We start from the raw sequence: 23,043 nt of genomic DNA on the forward strand, positions 1-23,043 counted from the left end.
TAGGCTGGGCCGATGGATTCCGCAGCGCCGCAGAGCATCATCGTCATGGGGGTCTCCGGCTCCGGCAAGACCACCGTGGCCCAGGGGGTCGCCAAGGCCACCGGCTTCCGCTTCGCCGAGGGCGACGACTTCCACAGCCAGGCCAACCGCGACAAGATGGCCAGCGGCCACCCGCTCACCGACGAGGACCGGTGGCCGTGGCTGCGCACGATCGGCGAGTGGATCAGCGAGCGCACCGCCGCGGGCGAGTCGACCGTGGTCACCTGCTCGGCGCTGAAGCGCACCTACCGCGACCTGCTCCGCGAGGGGCGGCCCGAGGTGAGCTTCTGCCACGTCGACGTCGACATCGAGGAGCTGCAGCAGCGGGTCGCGAACCGCAAGGGGCACTACATGCCGGCGTCGCTGCTGCAGAGCCAGCTCGACACCCTCGAGCCGCTCGACGACGACGAGCCGGGCGTGACGGTGCTGACCTCGGGCGACCCCGACCAGGTCCTGCAGCAGGTGCTCACCGCGCTCGACCTGCCCGCGGAAGGCTGAACTCCGCCTCGCCCACCGGCTCCACCAGCCCGTCGGCGACCAGCCCGTCGAGGCAGCGCTCGCGCTGCACCTCGTCGTCCCAGACCTCGCGCAGCCGGTCGTGCGGCACCGGGCCGTCCGACTCGCGCAGCACCTGCAGCAGGCGTCCACGCACCTGACGGTCGGTCCCGGCCCACGCCTGTCCCCGCCGCGCCGGCCCGACGTACGCCGGTCGCCCGTTCGCGACCCATGCGCAGCTGCTCTCGACGGGGCAGTCGGAGCAGCGCGGCGCCCGCGCGGTGCACACCAGCGCCCCCAGCTCCATGACCGCGACGTTCCAGACCTTTGCGTCTGAGTCCGACTGGGGGAGAAGGGATTCCGCGACCTGGCGCTCGGCGGTGGTCAGGCTGGGCGCGGCGTGCTGCACCCCGGTCACGAGCCGCGCCTCGACCCGCCGCACGTTGGTGTCGACCACCGCGACGCGGCGACCGAACGCGAAGGCCGCGACCGCCGCGGCGGTGTACTCGCCGACCCCCGGCAGCTCGCGCAGCTCGGCCACCGTGCCCGGCACCCGGCCGCCGTGCCGCTCGGCGATCGCCGTCCCCGCCGCGTGCAGCCGCAGCGCGCGCCTCGGGTATCCCAGCCGTCCCCACGCGCGCACCGCCTCGCCGGGCGCCTCCGCCGCGAGGTCGGCGGGCGTCGGCCACCGGGTGAGCCACTCCTGCCAGACCGGCAGCACCCGCACGACCGGGGTCTGCTGCAGCATGACCTCCGAGACGAGCACGCCCCACGGCGAGGCGTCGGGGCGGCGCCAGGGCAGATCACGCTGCTCGCGGGCGTACCACTCCAGCACGCGCCGGTGCAGCGCGTCGGCCTGCTCGGTCACACGTAGCGCTCGAGGATGCTCGTCTCGGCCAGCCGCGACAGCCCCTCGCGCACCGCGCGCGCCCGGCTCTCGCCGACGCCGTCGACCGACATGAGGTCGTCGAAGTTGGCCGCGAGCAGCTGCTGCAGCGAGTCGAAGTGGTCGACCAGCCGGTCGACGATCGCGCCGGGCAGCCGCGGCACCTTCGACAGCAGCCGGTATCCGCGCGGGCTGACCGAGGCGTCCATCGCGTCGCCCTGCGCGGGGAAGCCCATCGCCCGGGCGCCGGCCGCGGGATCGAGCAGGTCGGTGGCGGTGAGGGCGCTGATGCGCGCCATCGCCTCCTCGAGCGTGAGCGGCTCGCGCGCGGCGTGCAGGTAGTCGCGCAGCACCAGCTCGCGGTCGTTGCCGAGCCCGCCGACCAGCTCCTCCAGCTGCAGCGCCATGAGCCGGCCGTCGGTGCCGAGCTCGAGGAGGTACTGCGTGATCTCGGTGTTGATCCGGCTGACCATCTCGAGCCGCTGGATGACGTTGGCGACGTCGCGCACGGTCACCAGGTCCTCGATCTCCAGCGCGGACAGGGTGCCGGTGACCTCGTTGAGCCGGGCCTTGTAGCGCTCCAGCGTCTGCAGCGCCTGACCCGCGCGCGACATCACCGCGTTGGAGCCCTCGAGCACGTGCCGCAGCTGCCCGACGTAGAGCGCGACGATGCGCATCGACTGGCTCACCGAGATCACCGGGTATCCGGTCTGCTTGGCCACCCGCTCGGCCGTGCGGTGGCGGGTGCCGGACTCGCGCGTCTCGATGTGCGGGTCGGGCACCAGCTGGGTCGCTGCGCGCATGATGCGGGTCGCCTCGCGGTCGAGCACGATCGCGCCGTCCATCTTGGCCAGCTCGCGCAGCCGCGTCGCGGAGAACTCGATGTCGAGCGGGAACCCGCCGGTGCTGATCTCCTCGACCTCCCGGTCGTGCCCCAGCACGATCAGCGCGCCGGTGCGCCCGCGCAGGATGCGTTCGAGCGCGTCGCGCAGCTCGGTGCCGGGGGCGACAGCGGCGAGAGTCTCGCTGAGCACCCACTCGTCGGATCGCTCCACGGAGTGTCCTTGCCAGGGTCGGGGGAGGCGGTCGCGGTGAGTCTAACGACGGGTCGTCGCCGGGCTGGGAGTCCTGGCCAGCTCCCGGTCGACCGCGTCGCGCAGGTCGGGCAGCCGCGCGAACAGCGCGTCGCCGGGGCAGGCGGTCTGCTCGTAGTCGCGGTGCCCGTCGATGGCGTCGGCCGCGAGGTCGTACGACCGGCACAGCCAGGTGCACAGGCTCACCAGCGCGTCCCACTGGGCGCTCGTCGGCAGCGCCGCGGTGAACGTGCCCTGGGTCTCGATGCCCAGGGCCGTGCGGTTCTGGCTGGCGCTGTGCGCGCCGAACGGGAACTCGCCGTCGCGGGCGCGCACCGCGTCGAGGGTGCCGTGCCGGCCCTCCAGCAGGAAGCCGCCGCGGCTGACCGTGAAGTGCTGGCCGGTGTCGCCCCAGCCGTTGGCCAGGTGCCAGCGCTGGATCTGCCGGGCGATGTCGTACGCACTCTGCCGGCTGGTGTCCGCCACGTTGGCCGACGCGGTGTGGTGGATCAGGACCGTGCGCGGCGGGCCGACGAGCCGCGCGCGGCGGCGCGGCTCCTGCGCACCCCACGCCTGGGTGCCGATCACCTCCGGGCCCGGCACCGGCTCGGCGCTGGAGCGGGAGCAGCCCAGCAGGCCCACGCCGAGCAGCCCGGCGGTGCCGCCGAGGACGGCGCGGCGGGCGGGGCGAGACGGCACGGGCGAGGCTCCTGGTGCAGGGGGAGGGCCCAGCACAGCAGAACCGGCTGTGCGGCCGCTGTGCCGGCCCGGGGAAATTCGGGCGGCCGCTCGGGCGGGTTGCCCCCGCACTTGCTCCTAGGTTTGGACTCGGACAGGGAACGGTCGACCGCATCCCGGGGGAGCGATGAGCGACGACTTCGGTGCGACGCTGCGCGGGCTACGGCTCGCGTGCGGCCTCACGCAGGAGCAGCTGGCCGAGCGCTGCGGCCTGAGCGTCGAGGGCATCAGCGTGCTGGAGCGCGGCCGGCGGAAACGCCCGCGCGCCAGCACGATCGACGCCCTCGTGCGCGGGCTCGGGCTCGACGAGGACGACGCGCGGCGGATGCGCCAGGTGTGCAGCAGGCGCCGGGTCGGCGAGACCTGGACCCGCCCCGACCAGGTGCGCCCCGGGTGGGCGCTGCGCCCCGCGCAGCTGCCCGCGCCCCCGCCGCTGCACGTCGGCCGCGACGACCTGGTGCGCGCGGTGACCGACCGGCTGCGCGAGCCGGCCGGGCTGGCCCCGCAGGTGGTCGGCATCACGGGCATGGCCGGCATCGGCAAGACGTCGCTCGCGCTGCGCGTCGGTCACGCGGTGGCGCCGGACTTCCCCGACGGGCAGATCTACCTCGACCTGCGCGGCCACCACCCGGCCGGTGCGCTGGACACCCGGGCGGCGCTGGCATACCTGCTGGTGTCGCTGGGCGTGCACAGCGACGACGTGCCGCGCGACGCCGACCAGGCGGCGGCCGCCTACCGCACGCTGACCAACGGCACCCGGCTGCTCGTCGTGCTCGACGACGCCGCCGACCACGAGGGCGCGGCCGACGTCGCCCAGCTGCTGCCGGGCACGGCCGGCAACGCCGTCGTCGTGGTCTCGCGCAGCGGGCTGTCGGCCCCGACCAGCGGCTTCCACCTCGGCCGGCTCGACGACGCCTCCGCGACCGAGCTGCTGCGCCACGTGCTGGGCCGGGAGCGCACCGACCCCGACGCCGACGCGCTGCGCCGGCTGGTCGAGGGGTGCGCCGGGCTGCCGCTCGCGCTGCGCATCGTCGGCGCTCGCCTGCAGGCGCGCCCGTCGTGGAGCGTCGCCGACCTCGCCGAGCGGCTGGGCGAGCACGGGCCGCTGGTCGAGCTGCACTGCGGCGGCCTGGGCGTCGAGCAGACCCTCGGCGACTGCATGCAGCAGCTGCGCAGCAGCGCGAGCCGCACCGACCGGCTCGCGGCCGAGGCGCTGCACACCATCGGGCTGCTGCCGACGTACGCCGTCTCGGTCGAGGCGATCGGTGCGGCGCACGGGTGGAGCCGGGCGCGCAGCGCGGCCGCGGTCGACCGGCTGGTCGAGGCCAACCTGGCCGAGGAGTCCGCGAGCGGGCAGTACGCCGTCCACGACCTGGTGCACGCCGTCGCCCGCAGCTGGGCCGAGTCCACGACCACACCCGCCCGGCGGCACGCGCTGCGCCTGCGCGTGCTGCGGCACTACGTCGCGCTCGCCTGGCGCAGCCGCGAGCTGTCCCGCACGCCGCCGAGCGGTATCGACCACGGCGCGCTCACCCGCCCGCTCGACCCGGACCTGGGGCCCAGCGCGTGCCTGGAGCTGGTGAGCGCCGACGCCGACCAGGTGCTGGCGCTGGCCCGGGTGGTGGCGGGGCACGACGACGAGAGCGGGCTCGCCGTCGCCCACCTGGCGCTGGGGCTGATGACCTTCTTCGTGGCCAAGGCCGACAACCTCGGCTGGCCCGAGACCCTCGAGCTGGCCCTGGAGCACCTGCCGGACGACGCCCCCGACGAGCGGGTCTGGCTGTGGCAGGACCTGGCCCTGGCGCGCTCGGGCCGCGGTGACCACGCGGCCGCCGCGGAGGCCGCGCAGACCTCGGCGCGGCTCGCCCGGGAGCACGCACGCCCGCTCGCCGAGGCGGGGGCCGAGATCGCCGGGTCCATCGCGCTGCGCCGGCTCGGCCGGCTGCCCGACGCTGTGCAGGCCTGCATGCGCGGGCTGGCGCTGTCGCTGCAGCAGGGTGACGAGCGGGGCGCGGCCGCCGCCTGGCGCGACCTCGGACTGCTGCAGGCGGCGGTCGGGAAGCGGGCCGACGGCGTGCGGTCCGAGCGTCGCTCGCTCGACCTCTACCGCCGGCTCGGCGTGCCGCGCGGCATCGCCATGACGCTCATCAACCTCGGCGTCATGCTGCGCGACGACGGTGCGCTGACCGACGCCCGGTCGCTGCTGGAGGAGGCGGTCGAGGTGAGCCGGTCGGTCGGCGACCGGGCGCTGGAGACCGAGGCGCTCGACGAGCTGGGCTACTGGCACGTCGTGGCCGGGGACCCACGCGGCGGGATCAGCGTGCTCAGCGACGGGCTGGCCCTGGTCGACGACCGCGGCGCGGGGCAGTGGGAGGTGAGCATCCGGCGGCGGCTCGCGATGGCGCTCGACGGGCTCGGCCGGCACGACGAGGCCGACGAGCACTGGCGTACGGCCCTGCGGCGGCACGAGCAGCGGGGCGAGCGGCGCCAGGCCGCCGAGCTGCGTCAGCTCTGGGCGAGCAGGGTGTCGATGAGGCGGACCGGACCCACGCGGGCGGCGACGAGCAGGCGCACGTCGCCGGCGTGATCGTCCGGCGCCGGTGCGAACGTCTCCGGGTCGACGGCGGTGAGGTAGTCCAGGTCGACGTCGTCGGCGGCGTCGAGCACCGCCCGGCCGGCCCGCAGCATGGCGGGCACGCCGTCGGCCCGGGCCGCGGCGGCCGCCCGCAGCGCCCGGGAGAGGGTCAGGGCGACCTCGTGCTGCCGGTCGTCGAGGAAGACGTTGCGGCTGGAGCGGGCGAGCCCGTCGGCCTCGCGCACCGTCTCGATCTCGTGCACGGCCACCGGCAGGTCGAGGTCGCGGATCATCCGGCGCACCAGGAAGACCTGCTGGGCGTCCTTCTCGCCGAAGCACACGATCGTCGGCTGGGTGATGTTCAGCAGCTTGGTGACGACGGTGAGCACGCCGTCGAAGTGGCCCGGCCGGCTGGCCCCCTCGAGCTCGTCGCCGAGCGGCCCGGCGTGCACCGTCGTGCTGGAGCCGCCGTCGGGATACATCTGCTCCGCGTCGGGCGCGAGCAGCAGGTCGGCCCCCAGCTCCTCCAGCAGCGCCTGGTCGGCCTCCAGGGTGCGCGGGTATCGCTCGAGGTCGCTGCGCTCGCCGAACTGCAGCGGGTTGACGAAGATCGAGACCACGACCACGTCGGCCACCTCGCGCGCGTGCCGCACCAGCGCGGCGTGCCCCTCGTGCAGCGCGCCCATCGTCGGCACCAGCGCGATCTCGCGGCCGGCGCGGCGGGCGTCCTCGAGCGCCGCCCGGCACTCGGCGACGGTCGTGACGGTGTGCAGCGGCATGGTTACCTCGGGGTCGGTTGGCCTCGGACGCCGAGGGTAACCGGGGCGCGCTCAGGCCAGCAGCCGCGACCAGGTGTCGAGGCCGACCACCCCGTCGACGGTCAGACCCTTGGCGTCCTGGAACCGCTCGACCGCGGCCTGGGTGCCCGAGCCGAAGATCCCGTCGACGGTGACCGACGCGCCGCGGGCCGTGAGCGCGGTCTGCGCGGCGCGCACGCCCTCGCCCCGGTCGCCGTTCCGGCGGGTCAGGGCCAGCGGCGCCTCCCAGGTGAGGCGACCGACGACCCCGTCGGGGTCCAGCGACCTGCTCGTCTGGAAGGCCTTCACCGCGGCGGTCGTCGGGTCGTCGAAGACCCCGCCGGTGGGTGCCTCGTGCCCGGCCTGCCGCAGCAGCCGCTGGGCGCACGTCACGCGGAAGCCGGTCGCGCCCGGTCGCAGCACCGGCCACGGCCGCTGGGTCGTCCCGCCACCGCCGAGCAGCGCCGCGACGTCGGTGCGCAGCCGGGGCAGCTCGGCGAAGAACGCGTCGCCGGGACAGTCGGTCGAGTCGAACGTGCGGTGACCCTGGATCGCGCTGGGCGCGAGGGCGTACGTCTGGCACAGGAACGCGCACAGCCGCACCAACGACTGCCACTGGGCGGCCGGCGGCAGCGCGGAGGTGTAGGTCCCCTGGTTCTCGATGCCGAGCGCGGTCCGGTTCTGGCTCAGGCTGTGCGCGCCGAGCGGGAACTGTCGCTGCCCGCCGTCCAGCCCCTCCAGCGTGCGGTGCCGGCCCTCGAGCACGAACCCGCCGCGGCTGACCGTGAAGTGCTGGCCGGTGTCGGCCCAGCCCCGGGCGAAGTGCCACTGCTGGATCTGCCGGGCGATGTCGTACGCCGCCTGCTGGCTCACGTCCGAGACGTTCGCCGAGGCCGTGTGGTGGACGACGATCGTGCGCGGCGGCCCGACCATCGTGATGGGCTCGCGGGCGGGCTCGGCACCCCACGTCGCGGTGCCGATGATGCTGGGCCGCTCGACCGCGGCGGCGCCGGGGGCGTTGCGGGTGGCGGCCCCGGTCAGGGCCGCGGCGCCGAGGGCGCTGCCGAGCAGGGTGCGGCGGGTGATGGCGGGCATGCGGGTCTCCTTGCTGCGGGGTGGTGCCGGGCGGCCCGGAGGGCGGGCCGCCCGGCACGCTGCGCCGACCGGAGGCAGGGGGATCGGTCAGCGGTCTCGGAGGGGCAGGGGGTGGTCGTGCCGAGCGCGGGCGGGTGGCCCGAGCGGCCTCAGAAGCACTGCGACGCGGACCAGGCCTTGGTCGTGCGCCAGTCGCCGTGCACGTGGTTGCTGTGCCCGGGGTATCCCGGCCCGAAGATGCCGCCGTAGCCGGCGGAGCGGGCCTGGCGGGCCAGGGCGCACATGCTGACGCCGCTCGGCGGGGTGAAGTCGAGCGCCTTGCCGGTGAGGTGCTGGCTGCTCGACGCGCCGCCGGAGGCGGAGTTGCACGCGCTGTCGCGGAAGCCGGAGCTGACCGGGAGCGGCTTGTCGCCGAGCTGCCGGCGCAGCGCCTGGGCCTGCCACAGGGAGCGGCGCAGGTTCTCCTTCACCGACGCGCTGCCGGTGAAGCCCTTGCCGCAGTTGTTGCTGGCCTCGGCATAGGTGAAGTTGATCGGGGTGCAGTCGGACTTGGTCAGCGAGCGCAGCTTGGCGAAGGTCTGCGAGCCGGCGATGCCGTCGTCGGCGAGGCCGTACGCCTTCTGGAAGCGGGCCACCGCCGCCTTGGTCTGGTCGCCGTAGATGCCGTCGGCGCCCATGACCTGGCCGCTCGGCACCCAGCCGGCGACCCGGATCTGCAGCTCCTTGACGCCGGAGCCGGTGGACCCCGGGCGCAGCGTGCTCGACCAGCTCTCGCAGGCCTGCGCGGCAGACGCCTGCGAGGCGCCGGTGGCGACGCCGACGCCGGTGAGGCCGGCAGCGACGAGGGAACCGGCGGCGATCAGGTGAGGGAGGGAACGTGCGGTTCGCATGAGGAACTCCTCGGTTCGGGGAGCTCCTACGCTCGCGTAGCCGCCCGGCCGGTCACCAGGGACAACGCGAATGTCCGGGTTGTCCGGGTGGGCGCGGTGGCCTCGGGCAACCGCTGCGGATGGTCGCGGTGGGGGCCGCAGCGCGCGCTGGGCAGCGCGCCTCAGCCGGTGCGGCTCGGCTGCGCCACGTCGACCGCGCTCGCGAGGTCGTCGACCTCGATGACGCGCATGCCGGCGGGCAGCGTCTCGTTGCCGAGCGAGCCGCGGGGGATGATCGCGCGGGTGAAGCCGATGCGGGCGGCCTCGGCGAGCCGGCGGGGGACGCCGCCGACCGCGCGCACGTCACCGGCCAGCCCCACCTCGCCGACGGCGATGCAGCCCGCGGGCAGCGGACGGCCGGAGCTGGCGCTCACCACGGCCAGCGCCATCGCCAGGTCGCTGGCCGGCTCGGCGATGCGCACGCCGCCGACCGTCGAGAGGTAGCAGTCGTGGTCGCGCAGCCGGATGCCGACGCGGCTCTCGAGGACGGCCAGCACCATCGCGGCGCGCGAGGACTCCAGGCCGCTGGTGGTGCGCCGCGCCGAACCGCCGCCGCCGGGGGCGACCAGCGCCTGCACCTCGGCCACGAGCGGGCGCCGCCCCTCGAGGGTGACGGTGACGCCGGTGCCGCTGACCGGCTGGTCGCGGCGGGTGAGGAACAGCCCGCTCGGGTCGGGGAGGCCGACGATGCCGACCTCGGACAGGTCGAAGCAGCCGACCTCGTCGGTGGGGCCGAACCGGTTCTTGACCGCGCGCACCAGCCGCAGCCGGGAGTGCCGCTCGCCCTCGAACTGCACGACGACGTCGACGAGGTGCTCGAGCACCCGCGGGCCGGCGATCGAGCCGTCCTTGGTGACATGCCCGACGAGCAGCACCGCGATGCCGCGGGCCTTGGCGTGCTGGATGATCGAGGCCGCGACCTCGCGCACCTGCGACACGTTGCCCGGCGCGCCGTCGACCTCGGCGCTGGTGATGGTCTGCACCGAGTCGATGACGACCAGGTCGGGCTCGACCTGACCGATCTGCCCGAGCACCGTCGCCAGGTCGGTCTCGGCCGCGAGGTAGAGCGTGCGGGCGATGGCCTCGATGCGCTCGGCGCGCATGCGCACCTGGGCCGCCGACTCCTCGCCGCTGACGTAGAGCACCGACCGCGACTCGCGCGCGGCCCGGGCCGCCACGTCGAGCAGCAGCGTCGACTTGCCGATGCCGGGCTCACCGGCCACGAGCACGACCGCACCCGGCACCAGCCCCCCGCCCAGCACCCGGTCGAACTCGCCCACCCCGGTCGAGCGGGCCTCGGCCCGGGTGGCGTCGACCTCGCCGATCGGCTGCGCCGGGCGCTCGACCACCGCCGCGGGGGCGGTGCGGGCCGGGGTGACCCCGGCCTCGACGACGGTGCCCCACGCCTGGCACTCGCCGCACCGGCCCACCCACTTCACGGCGGTCCAGCCGCACTCTGTGCACTTGTACGACGGTCGGGGACTGCGGGTCTTGGCGGCCATGACGGAAACGCTAGGCGGGAGCACCGACAACGCCCCGACGACCCGCCCGGGCGCACCGCCCCGGCCCTCCCGCCGGCGAGCGCGCGAGCGAGACTGGGCGCGTGCGTACCGAGATCTCCGTGGCCGACCTCGAGCCCCGCCGGGCCTACCGCCTGCTGACCTCCACCGTGCTGCCGCGCCCCATCGCCTGGGTGTCGAGCCGGTCGGCCGACGGCGTCGACAACCTCGCGCCGCACTCGTTCTTCACCGTCGCCTCGAGCCGGCCGCCGGTCGTGCAGTTCACCTCGACCGGCGTGAAGGACACGCTGCGCAACGTGCGCGCCACCGAGGAGTTCGTCGTCAACCTCGCGCCCGAGTGGCTGCAGCGTGAGATCAACGAGACCGGCACCGACTTCCCGCCCGGCGTCAGCGAGTTCGCCGCCGTCGGCATCGAGACCGAGCCGTCGCGCACCGTCGCCCCGCCCCGAGTCGCGGGCTCGCCCGTCGCGCTGGAGTGCCGGCTGCACCAGCTCGTCGAGGTCGGCGACAGCACCCTCGTGCTCGGCGAGGTGCTGCACGTTGCCGTCGCCGAGCAGGCCATGTCGCCCGAGGACGACCTGCCGCTGCCCGAGCGCCTGGCCCCCATGGCCCGCCTCGGCCGCAACCAGTGGGCCACCCTCGGTGAGATCCGCGAGGTCCCGCGCGAGACGTACGCCCAGCGCCAGCAGCGCCTCGCCGACTGACCCACGCCCCCACCGCCTGCCGCATTTCGTGCACCAGTGAACGATCTGAGCAGGGTCACCCCCGGGATCCCGGGCCCGGGCCTCCGCATTTCGTGCACCGGTGAACGATCTGGGGTGGGTCACCCCTGGGATCCCGGGCCTGGCCTCCGCATTTCGTGCACCGGTGAACGAAATGCGGCTGGCAGCGTCGGCCACCGGCGGAGGAGAGCCCGTACGCCCGTGCAGACCTGGCAGCGAACAGAGACGTAGGCGACCGAGGGCGGGCGGGGGAGGCCCGTAGGGCCGTGGACGGGCCTGGCGGGAGGCCGAGCCTGCGAGGCCGGATGGCTGGCCCGTAGGGCCTCCCCCGCCCGCCCGGGCCAGATCCCTCACCATGCCTGCGCACCGTGGCCGTCAGTGATCGAGACCCCGACAGGGGCCCCCAAGCGGACCCCCGCTCGCCCCTCAGCGCGTCAGCGCTTCCTGCGGTTCTGCTTCTCCGCCGCGAGCGTCGCCGGGTGCACCAGCAGCGGCAGCAGCTTGCGGCCGCCCGGGCGGCGCGCCGCCTTCGCCTGCTCCAGGTGCGCCTCGCAGTGCTCGACCAGCACCTCGTACCCGGCGTCGCCCATCAGGTGGCGCAGCTCGCCCTCGTTGGACCGGAAGACCGGCTGGGCGCCGACGTGGGCCTCGGGGTTGCCCGAGCAGTACCAGTCGAGGTCGTGCCCACCCGGTCCCCAGCCGCGCCGGTCGTACTCACCGATCGACACCTCCAGGTAGGACGTGTCGTCGGGCAGCTCCACGGTGCGATAGGTGCGCCGGATCGGCAGCTGCCAGCACACGTCGGGCTTCATCGTGTGCGGCTCCTCGCCGACCAGCAGCGCGTGCTGGTGCAGGGCGCAGCCGCTGCCGGCGGGGAAGCCGGGCCGGTTGTGGAAGATGCAGGCGCCGTCGACCACGCGGGTCTTGGTCTCGCCGTCCTCCTTCTCGCGCCAGCCCTTCTTGCTGTGTCCCTCGTCGTAGTACTGCCACTCGTCGGGGCCGAGCTCGGCGACGACCCGTTTGACGTTGCGCAGGTCGTCCTTGTCGCTGAAGTGCGCGCCGAGGGTGCAGCAGCCGGTGTCGGGGGCGTCGGCGTAGATCCCGCGGCAGCCGGAGCCGAAGATGCAGGTCCAGCTGGAGGTGAGCCAGGTGAGGTCGCAGCGGAACCGCTCACCCGTCTCGGCGGGGTTCTCGAACTCCACCCAGGTGCGTGGGATGTCCAGCGGCGTCTCGGTCACCTGCCGGACGATACTTCCCGGTCGGTAGCCTGGCCGACATGCGCCTAGGGGTGATCGACGTCGGCTCGAACACCGTGCACCTCCTCGTGGTCGACGCGCACCGGGGCGCGCGGCCGTTCCCGGCGTTCTCGCACAAGATCGCGCTGCGGCTGTCCGAGCACACCAAGGACGACGGCCGCATCGCCGGCGAGGGCGTCAAGCGGCTCGTGTCGTTCGTGGGGGAGTGCCTCACGATCGCCGAGGACGAGGGGATCGAAGACCTGCTCGCCTTCGCCACCAGCGCGATCCGCGAGGCGCCCAACGGCGAGGCGGTGCTGCAGCAGGTGCGCGACGAGACCGGCGCCGACCTGCAGGTGCTCAGCGGCGCCGACGAGGCCCGGCTGACCTTCCTCGCCGCGCGGCGCTGGTTCGGCTGGTCCAGCGGGCGGCTGCTCTGCGTCGACATCGGCGGCGGCAGCCTCGAGCTCGCCACCGGCATCGACGAGGAGCCGGACGCCGCGATCAGCCTCCCGCTCGGGGCCGGACGCATGTCGCGCGAGCTGCCCGGTAACCCGCCCAGCCGCGACGACGTGCGCTCGCTGCGCAAGCAGGTGCGCAGCGACATCGCGCGAATCGTCAGAGACCTCAACCGTTTCGGGTCACCCGACCACGTCGTCGGCACCAGCAAGACCATCCGTTCTCTGGCTCGGGTGCTCGGGGCGGCGCCCAGCGCCGAGGGTCCGTACGTCCCCCGCCGGCTCGTGCGGTCCGAGCTGGCCGACCTCGTGCCCCGGCTCGCGACGATGACGGTCGAGGAGCGCGCGGCGCTGCCCGGGGTGTCCGCGGGGCGTGCCCACCAGCTGCTCGCCGGGGCGGTGGTCGTGGAGTCGGCGATGCACCTGCTCGACGTCGAGCAGCTCGACCTGTGCCCGTGGGCGCTGCGCGAGGGCGTGATCCTGCGGCGGCTGGACTGGCTGGAGGCCTGAGGTGCCCGACACCCCGCAGCCCCGCAAGAAGGGCACCCGTGCACGCCCCGCCAAGGCCGTGAGCCAGGCCGCGAAGCGGGTGCGTCAGGCGGCCGATCCCGGGCGCAAGGCCGGCGACTCGCGCAAGCCGAAGCCCGAGCCGCTGGCCCCGCCCGAGCCGGGTCGCGCCCCCGCCCGCACCGCGCCGCGGGTCGAGCCGGAGCGGCGCGCGCTGCAGGTCCCCGACGCCAAGGTCGGGCTGTCCACCGCCTCGGTCTATCCGCGCGGCGCCGCCTCGGCGTTCGAGCTCGCCGGGCGGCTGGGCTACGACGCGGTGGAGGTCATGGTCTGGACCGAGCCGGTCAGCCAGGAGGCGGGTGCGCTGCGCGGTCTCGCCGAGCTGCACGAGGTCGAGATCTGCTCGATCCACGCCCCGACCCTGCTGCTGACGCAGCGGGTCTGGGGCACCGAGCCGTGGGACAAGGTCGACCGCTCCATCGAGCTCGCCGAGGAGGTGGGGGCCTCCACGGTGGTGCTCCACCCGCCGTTCCGCTGGCAGCGCGACTACGCCCTGGAGTTCGTCGAGGGGGTGGCCGAGCGCGAGGAGCGCACCGAGGTGCGGCTGGCGGTCGAGAACATGTTCCCCTGGCGGGCCCGTGCCCGCGAGATGCAGGCCTACCTGCCGCACTGGGACCCCGTCGACGTCGACTACGACCACGTCACCCTCGACCTGTCGCACACCGCCACCGCCGGGTCCGACGCGCTCGCGATGGCCAACGCCCTCGGCGACCGCCTGACCCACGTGCACCTCGCCGACGGGAGCGGGTCGTACAAGGACGAGCACCTGGTGCCCGGCCGCGGCACCCAACCCTGCGCCGAGCTGCTGGAATCGCTTGCGGCACAAGACTTCTCGGGATCGATCGTGGTCGAGGTCGGCACCCGCCGTCTCGACGACGAGCAGCGCGAGCTCGACCTGGCCGAGGCGCTCGCGTTCGCCCGGCTGCACTTCGCCGCCCCCCGCTGACCGCGGGGCGACGAACGCGCCGGGGCTCGCGTTCGCCCGGCTGCACTTCGCCGCCCCCCGCTGACCGCGGGGCGACGAACGCTCCGGGGCTCGGTTCAGTCGGTCGGCGTGGCGCTCGGCGCCGCCGAGGGGGTCGTCGAGGTGCTGCCCGTCCCCGTCGGAGAGACCGTCGGGCTCGACGACGGCGTCGTGGTGGTCGACGAGCTCGGCGTCGCCGGGCTGGTCGCCGAGGTGCCGGTCGATGCGGTCGAGGGGTTCGCCGCCGGCGCGCGCTGCACGGTCGCCGGGCGGGTGCCGCAGACGAGGGTGGGCGAGCCGACGACGATGTCGTCACCGGTGGCCGAGGCGGAGGGTCGCGGGACCGACACCCGCACGGTGATCGTGTACGTCGTCGCCGCCCCCGTGGTGAAGGTGTAGACGATGCCGTCCGGCTTGGCGCTGTCGGTGTTGTGGCTCACCGACTGGGTGCCGACGCCGCTGACGGTGATGGTGGCGGTCTGCGTGTTCTGCACGTTCCACGCGACCACCGGGAACGTCATCGTGTAGGTGGTGTTCGGCGACAGGACCAGCGTGATGCTGGTCGAGACGGTCGCCGTCCCGGTGCCGGGGGCGGGGTCGCGGAACGCCCCGAACTGGGTGTCGGCGTTCATGAACCCCAGCCCGCCGGTCCCTGTGCTGGTCAGCCACCCGGTAGCGGACGCGTTGGTCCAGCTCCCTCTGAAGGCGACGCTCGGCACGCTCGCGCAGGGCGAGGCCGCCTGCGCGGGCGCGGCGCCGGCAACGGCGATCGTCGGCACCGTCCAGGCGGCGGCCTTCGCGACCGTTCGTCGACGGGGGCGGACCGTGGTCGGTGTTGCTGATTCGTGCGGCACCATCGCGTGACCTCCCAGCTCGCTTGCGGTGCAACGGGTTCGGTGACCCGCGGACGCGAACCGCAAGGGTAGGCAGACGCCCCGGTCCGGCGCTGCCTCCGAAGGTGTGACCTCGACCGATAGGTTGGCGCGCGTGAACGGCCTGTTCGACGGTTACGAACCCCGGCCTGCGACGTACGACGAGATGTTCGACGGCCCGCAGGTCCGCCCGGGGTATGCCGCCGTGCGCACCCAGGTCGAGCACCTGTCCGGCGAGGAGATGCAGCGCCGGGCGGGCTATCTCAGCAGCGGCTACCTCGACCAGGGCGTCACGTTCGACATCGGCGGCGAGGAGCGGCCGTTCCCGCTCGACATCGTGCCCCGGCTGATCGACGCCGAGTCGTGGCGGGTCGTGGAAGCCGGTGTGTCGCAACGGGTTCGGGCGCTCGAGGCGTTCCTCGCCGACGTCTACGGCGAGGGTCAGGTCTATCGCGACGGGGTGATCCCGCGCCGGGTCGTCACCAGCTCGCCGCACTTCCTGCGCGCCGTGATGGGGCTGCGCCCGCCCGCCGGCGTGCGCGTGCACGTGTCGGGCATCGACCTGGTGCGCGACGCCCACGGCAACTTCCGGGTGCTCGAGGACAACGTGCGCATCCCGTCGGGCGTGTCGTACGTCATGACCAACCGGCGCGCGATGAGCGCGGCCCTTCCCGAGGTCTTCCACGGCCAGCGGGTGCGGCCGGTCGCGCAGTACCCCGGGCGGCTCCTCGCCGCCCTGCGCGCCACCGCGCCGAGCGGCACGGCCGACCCCACGGTGGTCGTGCTGACGCCGGGCGTCTACAACTCCGCCTACTTCGAGCACGCCCTGCTGGCCCGGCTCATGGGCGTGCGCCTCGTCGAGGGCAACGACCTGCTCGCCCGTGACGGCAAGGTGTTCGTGCGCACGACGCACGGCCTGCACCCCGTCGACGTGATCTATCGCCGCGTCGACGACGACTTCCTCGACCCGGTGCACTTCCGGCGCGACTCGGTGCTCGGCGTCCCCGGGCTGCTCAACGCCGCCCGCGCCGGCAACGTCACGATCGCCAACGCCGTCGGCAACGGCGTCGCCGACGACAAGCTCGTCTACACCTACGTGCCCGACCTGATCCGCTACTACCTCGCCCAGGAGCCGATCCTGGCGAACATCGACACCTGGCGGATGGAGGACCCGCAGCACCGCGAGGAGGTGCTGGACCGCCTCGACGAGCTGGTGCTCAAGCCGGTCGACGGCTCGGGCGGCAAGGGCATCGTCATCGGCCCGCGGGCCAGCAAGGGCGAGATCGAGCAGCTGCGCGGCCGGCTCATGGCCGACCCGCGGGGCTGGATCGCCCAGCCGGTGGTGCAGCTGTCGACCGTGCCGACGTACATCGACGGGCGGATGGCCCCGCGGCACGTCGACCTGCGCCCGTTCGCGGTGCACGACGGCAGCACGGTCGACGTGCTGCCCGGCGGCCTGACCCGGGTCGCCCTCCCCGAGGGCGAGCTGATCGTCAACTCCAGCCAGGGTGGCGGCTCCAAGGACACCTGGGTGATCTCCGGCCGTACGCCCGTCGAACCTCTCGCAGCCCGCGCCGCCGAGCACGGCCCGTTCCACCCGAACGTGAAACTCGTTGCGGCACAGGGCAGCCCGGACGCAACGCAGTCGCAGTCGCAGAGCCAGACCCAGTCCGGCGGCGACGGGTCGCAGAGCCAGTCGCAGTCGCAGAGCCAGAGCGGGGGAGCGTCGTGCTGAGCCGCATCGCCGAGGCGCTGTTCTGGATCGGGCGCTACGTCGAGCGGGCCGAGTGCACCGCCCGCGCCCTCGACGTGCACCTGCAGCTGCTCATCGAGGACCCCACGATCGACCAGGCCGAGACCTGCCGCTCGCTGCTGGCCGCGATGGGCGTGCCCACCGACGGGGAGCCCGACCGCGCGGCGGTGCTGCGGCTGCTGCTGACCGACTCCTCCTCGCCGGCCTCGGTGGCCTGGGCGATCGCCTCGGCCCGCGAGAGCGCCCGCCGCTCCCGCGAGGTCGTCTCCACCGAGATGTGGGAGGCCATCAACACGACCTACAACCGGGTCAACGGCAGCCAGCTGTCGCGCTGGCACGCCGCCGACGCCTTCCGCATGGTGCGCGAGCGCTCCAACCTCGTCGCGGCCCTGTGCGACAACACGATCAGCCACGACGCGGGCTGGCACTTCCTCACCCTCGGCCGGTCGATCGAGCGGGTCGACATGACCGCCCGGCTGATCCTGGTCCGGCCCTACACCGCAGGCCCCGAGCCGGTCGGCGCCGAGGCCGCGTGGCAGGTGTCGCTGCGGCTGCTCGGCGCCCACCACGCCTTCACCCGCACCTACCGCGCGATCGAGTCCCCGCGCGCCGCGGCGGAGTTCCTGCTGCTGGACCGGCTCTTCCCGCGCTCGGCGGTCTTCGGGCTCACCCAGGCGGCCGCCTGCCTCGAGGCCCTCGACCCGCGCCAGCCGCGGCTGGGCTTCGGCGGCGACGCCGCCCGGATCGTCGGTCGCGCGCGGGCCACCCTCGAGGTGCGCACCGTCACCGACCTGCTCGACGACCTCGCCGAGGAGATGCAGGGCCTGCAGCAGGTCTGCGCCGACGCGACCGAGGCGGTCAGCGCCCGCTACTTCGAGGGAGCGGTCGCGCCCGAGTGGCTGGGAGGCACCCAATGAGCATGACGCTGCGGCTGCACCACTACACGGGCTACACCTACAAGGGTGGGGCGAGCGCGTCGTACAACGAGGCGCGCATGCAGCCGCAGTCCAACCCCGACCAGACCGTCCAGTACACCAAGGTCGAGGTCTCGCCGCACCCGTGGTCGATGACCTGGACCGACTACTGGGGCACCCTGGTCACCTCGTTCGAGGTGCACGAGCCCCACCCCGAGCTGAAGGTCGAGGCCACCTCGACGGTCACCGTGGACCGGCGCGCCGCCGAGAGCGAGCACCTCGGCTGGGACCAGATGTACGCCGACGACGTGCGCGACCGCTGGCTGGAGGTGCTGTCGGTCGACGAGCGGGTCGAGCCCGGCACCGAGCTGCGCACCGAGCTGCAGCGGCTGCGCTACGACTCCGCCGCCCCCGAGGACTTCGTCGCGCTGGTCGCCCGGCACCTCAGCGACCAGATGGAGCTGGTGCGCGGCCGCACCACCGTGCACCCGCGCAGCCAGGAGGCCTGGGCCGCGCGCTCGGCGACCGCGCAGGACCTCGCGCACCTGGCCATCGGCGCGCTGCGCGCCTTCCGCATCCCGGCCCGCTACGTCGCCGGCTACATGCTCCCCGAGCCCGACCCGCAGGTCGGCGAGACCTACCCCGGCGACCCGCACGCCTGGATCCAGTGGTGGGACGGCGCGTGGGTGCCGCTGGACCCGACCCGCTGCAGCGTGCCCGACGACCACTACGTCGAGGTGGGCGTCGGGCGCGACCACAAGGACGTCGTGCCCCTCTCCGGCATCTTCACCGGCGCCCCCGGCTCGACGATGTTCACCCGCGTCGAGATGACCCGGCTGGCCTGAGCCTGGTTGCGGCCCCCGCTCCGGGCGTACGTCCGCGCTGGCCTAGCCTGAGCCCGCTCGCCTCCGCCGTCGGGCGAGCGCCGACAACGGAGTCGAAGGAGCCAACGATGGATGCCGGTGCCCTGCTCAGGAACTCGCTGCTGGCGCTGAGCCGCAACACCACGGTGCGCGACGTGATCGAGCGGGCGCCGGTGAGCCGCGACGTGGTGCGCCGGTTCGTGCCGGGGGAGAGCCCGCGCGACGCCGTCACGGCCTCGGCCGAGCTGGTCGGGTCGGGCCGCCTGGTCACGATCGACTTCCTCGGCGAGGACACCCTCGAGCAGAGCCAGGCCGACGCGACGCGCGAGGCCTACCTGGTGCTGCTGCGCGAGCTGGGCGCGGCCGGTCTGAGCGACGGCGGCCGCGTCGAGGTCAGCCTGAAGCTCTCCGCGCTCGGCCAGGCGCTGCCGCGCGACGGCGAGCGCATCTGCCTCGACAACGCCCGGCGCATCTGCGCCGCCGCGCAGGAGGCCGGCACCACGGTGACCCTCGACATGGAGGACCACACCACCACCGACGCCACCCTCGCGACGCTCGGCGAGCTGCGCCAGGACTTCCCGTGGGTCGGGGCGGTGCTGCAGGCGTACCTGCGTCGCACGGAGGCCGACTGCCGCGACCTGGCCACGAGCGGCAGCCGGGTGCGGCTGTGCAAGGGGGCCTACCGCGAGCCCGAGAGCGTGGCGTTCCAGGAGACCGTCGAGGTCGACACGTCCTACGTGCGCTGCGCCCGGATCCTGCTGGAGGGGCAGGGCTACCCGATGCTCGCCACGCACGACCCGCAGATCATCGAGGTCGTCCAGTCCGTGGTCGAGGGTGCGGGGCGCGCGCCGGACAGCTACGAATGGCAGATGCTGTACGGCATCCGCCCGCTGGAGCAGCAGCGGATCGCCGACGCGGGGCAGCAGCTGCGCGTCTACCTGCCCTACGGGCAGGAGTGGTACGGCTATCTCATGCGCAGGATGGCCGAGCGTCCGGCGAACACGATGTTCTTCCTGCGCGCCCTGGCCACGAAGAAGTAGTCCCCGGGCCCCGGCCCCGACGCACCGCACGAGGAGATCGAGATGGACCAGACCGCCGAGCGATCCCACGAGTCCCGCCGCGAGCCGGTGGCGATCATCGGTGCCGGGGTCATGGGCGAGACGCTGGTCTCGGGCCTGCTGCGCTCGGGCCGCACCCCCGAGCAGCTGCTGGTCAGCGACCGCAGCGCCGAGCGGCTCGCCGCCCTGAGCAAGCAGTACGCCGTCCAGGTCCTGTCCGTGGCCGACGCCGTGCCGCAGGTGACCACCGTCGTGCTGGCGGTGAAGCCGCAGGACATGGGGGCGGTGCTGGAGACGATCCGGCCGCACCTGCAGCCCGGCACCCTCGTGGTCTCGATCGCTGCCGGCATCACCACTGCCTTCCTCGAGGAGCGGCTGCCCGAGGGCACCCCGGTGGCCCGGGTCATGCCCAACACTCCCGCGCTGGTCGACGAGGGGATGGCCGCGATCAGCGGCGGCACGCACTGCGAGGCCCACCACATGTGGGTGGCCCAGGACCTGATGCGCTCGTGCGGCAAGGTCGTGACGGTGCCCGAGGAGCACCAGGACGCGGTGACGGCGATCAGCGGCAGCGGACCGGCGTACATCTTCTACGTCGTCGAGGCGATGATCGAGGCGGGCGTGCTGCTCGGGCTGCCGCGCGGGACCTCCACCGAGCTCGTGGTCCAGACGCTCTACGGCGCGGCCACCATGCTGAAGGAGACCGGCGAGCACCCGACCGTGCTGCGCGAGCGGGTCTCCAGCCCCGGCGGCACCACGATGTCGGCGCTGCGCGAGCTCGACGACCACAAGGTGCGGGCGGCCTTCCTCACCGCGATGGAGGCGGCCGCGCGGCGCTCCGCCGAGCTCGCCTCGGGGCAGGCCTGAGCCGCGCCTTCTAGCACACGCGGTCGGTGCTGACCGGGTGCTGGCCTCCCCACCCGGGGGCAGGGGGCTCGTGGGACAGTTGTCGCATGACGGCGATCACGGTGCGCGTCCTCGGGGACGACGATTGGCAGATCTACCGCGACATCCGCCTGGCAGCGCTGGAGGAGTCTCCCGACGCCTTCGCAGCCTCCAGGGAGCAGGAGCAGAGCTTCGACGAAGACTTCTGGCGGCAGCGCATGGGGCGCTCCCGTCGACTGGTCGCCGAGCGCGACAGCAAGCCGGTCGGTGTGGTGTCGGTCGGTGACGTGATCGACACCGAGGACGTCGACGAGGACGGCGACGACACCGAGGTCGTCGCCGAGATCTTCGGCCTGTGGGTCACCCCCGACCTGCGCGGCAAGGGCGTCGCCTGGCAGCTGGTCGAGGCCGGCGTGCAGCAGGCCCGGGCCGAGCAGCGCGACCACGTCGTCTACTGGGTCGGCACCGACAACGGCCGCGCCGTGGCGTTCGCCAGCAGCTACGGCTTCCGCCCCACCGACGCCCGGCGCCCGATGCGCGCCCAGGACGCCTCCGACGACGAGGACGACGACAACCTCGAGATGGCGATGGTCTACCCGCTGGGCGGGGACCCGGGTGCGGTGCCGACGTCGGAGCCAGTCTGAGCGGCGAGGAGCGCGCAGCGCAGGTTGGCGGCGAGGAACGAGCCGCCGGCCGGAGCGGAGTGCGACCGAGCGCGACAGCAGGCATGAGCGGCGAGGAGCGCGCAGCGCAGGTTGGCGGCGAGGAACGAGCCGGCGGCCGGAGCGGAGTGCGACCGAGCGCGACAGCAGGCATGAGCGGCGAGGAGCGCGCAGCGCAGGTTGGCGGCGAGGAGCGCGCAGCGCAGGGTGTGGGCGAGGAGTCCCGCAGCCGGTTCTACTGGGACCCGAGCCTGACCCGGTACGACTTCGGGGCGGGGCACCCGATGAACCCGCTGCGGCTCGACCTCACCACCCGGCTGGCCGACGAGTTCGGCGTGCTTGACGCGCCCGGTCTGCAGGTGGTGGCGCCGCGGCTGCCCGACGCCGACGGGGCGTTCCTGCGCACGGTCCACACCGACGACTACATCCAGGCCGTGCGCCGGGCCTCGCTCGACCCTGCCGAGGCCGACCCGGCGTACGGGCTGGGCACCGAGGACGACCCGGCCTTCCCGGGCATGCACGAGGTGTCGACGCTGATCGCGGCGGGAACCCTGCAGGCCTGCCAGGACGTGTGGCGCGGCGAGACCGACCACGCCGTCAACATCGCCGGCGGGCTGCACCACGCGATGCCCGACCGGGCGGCCGGGTTCTGCGTCTACAACGACGCCGCCATCGGCATCCAGTGGCTGCTCGACAACGGCGCCGAGCGGGTGGCCTACGTCGACATCGACGTGCACCACGGCGACGGCGTCGAGCAGGCGTTCTGGGACGACCCGCGGGTGCTGACCGTCTCGCTGCACGAGAGCGGCCGGGTGCTGTTCCCCGGCACCGGTTTCCCCGGCGACATCGGCGGGCCCGACGCCGAGGGGTCGGCCGTCAACGTCGCGCTGCCTCCGGGCACGGGCGACGCGGCGTGGCTGCGCGCGCTGCACTCGGTCGTCCCGCCGCTGCTGGAGGCCTTCCGCCCGCAGGTGCTGGTGACCCAGCAGGGCTGCGACTCCCACTACTCCGACCCGCTCGCGCACCTGGCGATCTCGATCGACGCCCAGCGGACGGCGTACGACACCCTCCACCGGCTCGCGCACCGCCTCACCGGCGGGCGCTGGGTCGCGCTCGGCGGCGGCGGGTACGAGATCGTCGACGTGGTGCCGCGCGCCTGGACCCACCTCGCGGCCATCGCGGCGCACGTGCCCGTCGACCTGGAGCAGCCGGTGCCGAGCGGCTGGCGCGAGCACGTGCGCACCCTCGTCGGTCGCCCCGGCCCCGCGTCGATGGGCGACGGGGTGAGCGAGCACGGGGTGGTCTGGTACCGCTCGTGGCACAGCGGCTACGACCCGGACAGCTCGCTGGACCAGGCGATCATGGCGACCCGCGAGGCCGTCTTCCCTCTCCACGGCCTCGACGTGTACTTCGATTGACCGCGTTCGACATTGTGTGAACCGCGAATTTCCGCCAGGTGACCGGCGTGTCGGGTGGACGGTGGAGCAATCCGCGCACTCAGGACTTTCCACGGCGACCCGTTCGGCCCTATCGTGTGCGCCACAGAGACCGCCAGGCATCCCCTGCGCCACGCAGGGAACACGAGCCACGCGGTGACCAGCAGCCCCACCGCACAGGGGTCACGCACAGTGGGAAGGTCGGGGCGAACCCCATGACAGAAGACCGCCAGGTCGGCGAGGTGTCGTTCATGACCGTCGCCGAGGTTGCCACGCTGATGCGTGTGTCGAAGATGACCGTCTATCGGCTGGTGCACGGCGGCGAGCTGCCCGCCATCCGGGTCGGGCGCTCCTTCCGGGTCCCCGAGGACGCCGTGCACGCCTACCTGCGCAACTCCTTCATCGACTCGGCCTGACCGCCCCCACCCGCCTCGATTCGGGCTGCGCGCCCTCGGGGGATACCCTGGGCGGAACGACCTCGGCTCGCGCCGCGGCTCACTGACATTC

At 74.0% G+C, this 23,043-nt stretch carries 23 protein-coding genes; 14 read left to right on the forward strand and 9 right to left on the reverse strand.

From position 1 onward, the window contains the following. Positions 1-12 precede the first annotated feature (12 nt). Positions 13-537, forward strand: coding sequence for a gluconokinase (locus FB554_RS00435; protein WP_142004137.1), 525 nt, complete (start codon positions 13-15; stop codon positions 535-537). Here the strand turns inward: FB554_RS00435 and FB554_RS00440 are convergent. The 3 genes from FB554_RS00440 to FB554_RS00450 are packed head-to-tail and all read right to left on the reverse strand — an operon-like array spanning position 506 to position 3,192. Further along, positions 506-1,402, reverse strand: a complete 897-nt coding sequence (locus FB554_RS00440) for an HhH-GPD family protein (protein WP_142004138.1) — start codon at positions 1,400-1,402, stop codon at positions 506-508. The two genes, FB554_RS00435 and FB554_RS00440, sit on opposite strands and share 32 nt — an antisense overlap. Further along, positions 1,399-2,475: a DNA integrity scanning diadenylate cyclase DisA gene (gene disA, locus FB554_RS00445; protein WP_142004139.1), complete on the reverse strand. Its 1,077-nt coding sequence runs from the start codon at positions 2,473-2,475 to the stop codon at positions 1,399-1,401. Before disA ends, FB554_RS00440 begins: the two co-directional genes overlap by 4 nt. Before the next feature lie 42 nt (positions 2,476-2,517). Then, entirely contained in the window at positions 2,518-3,192 is a 675-nt protein-coding gene (locus tag FB554_RS00450; protein WP_142004140.1) for a peptidoglycan recognition protein family protein, read from the reverse strand. 166 nt (positions 3,193-3,358) lie between these two features. Here FB554_RS00450 and FB554_RS00455 point away from each other — a divergent pair, with 166 nt between their 5' ends. After that, positions 3,359-5,818: an XRE family transcriptional regulator gene (locus FB554_RS00455; protein WP_142004141.1), complete on the forward strand. Its 2,460-nt coding sequence runs from the start codon at positions 3,359-3,361 to the stop codon at positions 5,816-5,818. Here FB554_RS00455 and panC read toward each other — a convergent pair. From panC to radA, 4 genes are all read right to left on the reverse strand, one after another. Further along, entirely contained in the window at positions 5,737-6,585 is an 849-nt protein-coding gene (panC, locus tag FB554_RS00460) for a pantoate--beta-alanine ligase (RefSeq protein ID WP_142004142.1), read from the reverse strand. The genes FB554_RS00455 and panC overlap by 82 nt on opposite strands. A gap of 51 nt (positions 6,586-6,636) precedes the next feature. Beyond that, entirely contained in the window at positions 6,637-7,698 is a 1,062-nt protein-coding gene (locus FB554_RS00465; RefSeq protein ID WP_142004143.1) for a peptidoglycan recognition protein family protein, read from the reverse strand. Between the two features lie 149 nt (positions 7,699-7,847). Further along, positions 7,848-8,588 carry a D-Ala-D-Ala carboxypeptidase family metallohydrolase gene (locus FB554_RS00470; RefSeq protein ID WP_142004144.1) on the reverse strand — a complete coding sequence of 247 codons (741 nt, stop codon included), beginning with the start codon at positions 8,586-8,588 and terminating at the stop codon, positions 7,848-7,850. Positions 8,589-8,749: 161 nt separating this feature from the next. Continuing rightward, entirely contained in the window at positions 8,750-10,129 is a 1,380-nt protein-coding gene (gene radA / locus FB554_RS00475; protein WP_142004145.1) for a DNA repair protein RadA, read from the reverse strand. Positions 10,130-10,230: 101 nt separating this feature from the next. Between radA and FB554_RS00480 the strand changes: the two genes are divergently transcribed. Then, positions 10,231-10,851, forward strand: a complete 621-nt coding sequence (locus FB554_RS00480) for a flavin reductase family protein (protein ID WP_142004146.1) — start codon at positions 10,231-10,233, stop codon at positions 10,849-10,851. 452 nt (positions 10,852-11,303) lie between these two features. On the opposite strand, the gene FB554_RS00485 is transcribed toward FB554_RS00480, so the two are convergent. Continuing rightward, entirely contained in the window at positions 11,304-12,107 is an 804-nt protein-coding gene (locus FB554_RS00485; protein WP_142004147.1) for a DUF3109 family protein, read from the reverse strand. A 38-nt stretch (positions 12,108-12,145) separates the two neighbouring features. Here FB554_RS00485 and FB554_RS00490 point away from each other — a divergent pair, with 38 nt between their 5' ends. Further along, positions 12,146-13,072: a Ppx/GppA family phosphatase gene (locus FB554_RS00490; RefSeq protein ID WP_142004148.1), complete on the forward strand. Its 927-nt coding sequence runs from the start codon at positions 12,146-12,148 to the stop codon at positions 13,070-13,072. Positions 13,073-13,283: 211 nt separating this feature from the next. After that, complete coding sequence (locus tag FB554_RS00495; RefSeq protein ID WP_142007336.1) at positions 13,284-14,075, forward strand: sugar phosphate isomerase/epimerase family protein; 792 nt, start codon at positions 13,284-13,286, stop codon at positions 14,073-14,075. Positions 14,076-14,170: 95 nt separating this feature from the next. Here the strand turns inward: FB554_RS00495 and FB554_RS17000 are convergent, their stop codons facing one another. Then, complete coding sequence (locus tag FB554_RS17000) at positions 14,171-14,725, reverse strand: hypothetical protein (protein ID WP_170206736.1); 555 nt, start codon at positions 14,723-14,725, stop codon at positions 14,171-14,173. Between FB554_RS17000 and FB554_RS00505 the strand changes: the two genes are divergently transcribed. The 9 genes from FB554_RS00505 to FB554_RS00545 all read left to right on the forward strand — a co-directional run bounded on the left by FB554_RS00505 (position 14,724) and on the right by FB554_RS00545 (position 22,952). Then, on the forward strand, positions 14,724-14,957 hold the full coding sequence (locus FB554_RS00505; protein ID WP_142004149.1) for a hypothetical protein: 234 nt from the start codon (positions 14,724-14,726) through the stop codon (positions 14,955-14,957). The genes FB554_RS17000 and FB554_RS00505 overlap by 2 nt on opposite strands. A gap of 123 nt (positions 14,958-15,080) precedes the next feature. Further along, positions 15,081-16,700: a circularly permuted type 2 ATP-grasp protein gene (locus FB554_RS00510; RefSeq protein ID WP_392425299.1), complete on the forward strand. Its 1,620-nt coding sequence runs from the start codon at positions 15,081-15,083 to the stop codon at positions 16,698-16,700. Then, positions 16,694-17,635 carry an alpha-E domain-containing protein gene (locus FB554_RS00515; protein WP_142004150.1) on the forward strand — a complete coding sequence of 314 codons (942 nt, stop codon included), beginning with the start codon at positions 16,694-16,696 and terminating at the stop codon, positions 17,633-17,635. Before FB554_RS00510 ends, FB554_RS00515 begins: the two co-directional genes overlap by 7 nt. Beyond that, positions 17,632-18,477 carry a transglutaminase family protein gene (locus tag FB554_RS00520; protein WP_142004151.1) on the forward strand — a complete coding sequence of 282 codons (846 nt, stop codon included), beginning with the start codon at positions 17,632-17,634 and terminating at the stop codon, positions 18,475-18,477. Before FB554_RS00515 ends, FB554_RS00520 begins: the two co-directional genes overlap by 4 nt. Before the next feature lie 107 nt (positions 18,478-18,584). Continuing rightward, positions 18,585-19,535 carry a proline dehydrogenase family protein gene (locus FB554_RS00525; protein WP_142004152.1) on the forward strand — a complete coding sequence of 317 codons (951 nt, stop codon included), beginning with the start codon at positions 18,585-18,587 and terminating at the stop codon, positions 19,533-19,535. A gap of 42 nt (positions 19,536-19,577) precedes the next feature. Beyond that, positions 19,578-20,420, forward strand: a complete 843-nt coding sequence (gene proC, locus FB554_RS00530; protein ID WP_142004153.1) for a pyrroline-5-carboxylate reductase — start codon at positions 19,578-19,580, stop codon at positions 20,418-20,420. A gap of 86 nt (positions 20,421-20,506) precedes the next feature. Beyond that, positions 20,507-21,082, forward strand: a complete 576-nt coding sequence (locus FB554_RS00535; RefSeq protein WP_142004154.1) for a GNAT family N-acetyltransferase — start codon at positions 20,507-20,509, stop codon at positions 21,080-21,082. A 302-nt stretch (positions 21,083-21,384) separates the two neighbouring features. After that, the gene (locus tag FB554_RS00540) at positions 21,385-22,518 is read left to right on the forward strand and encodes an acetoin utilization protein AcuC (RefSeq protein WP_142007338.1); all 1,134 of its coding nucleotides are present in this window, start codon (positions 21,385-21,387) and stop codon (positions 22,516-22,518) included. Positions 22,519-22,751: 233 nt separating this feature from the next. Then, positions 22,752-22,952 carry a helix-turn-helix domain-containing protein gene (locus FB554_RS00545; RefSeq protein WP_142004155.1) on the forward strand — a complete coding sequence of 67 codons (201 nt, stop codon included), beginning with the start codon at positions 22,752-22,754 and terminating at the stop codon, positions 22,950-22,952. Positions 22,953-23,043 lie beyond the last annotated feature (91 nt).

The organism is Barrientosiimonas humi, assembly GCF_006716095.1.
GTDB classification, from domain to species: domain Bacteria; phylum Actinomycetota; class Actinomycetes; order Actinomycetales; family Dermatophilaceae; genus Barrientosiimonas; species Barrientosiimonas humi.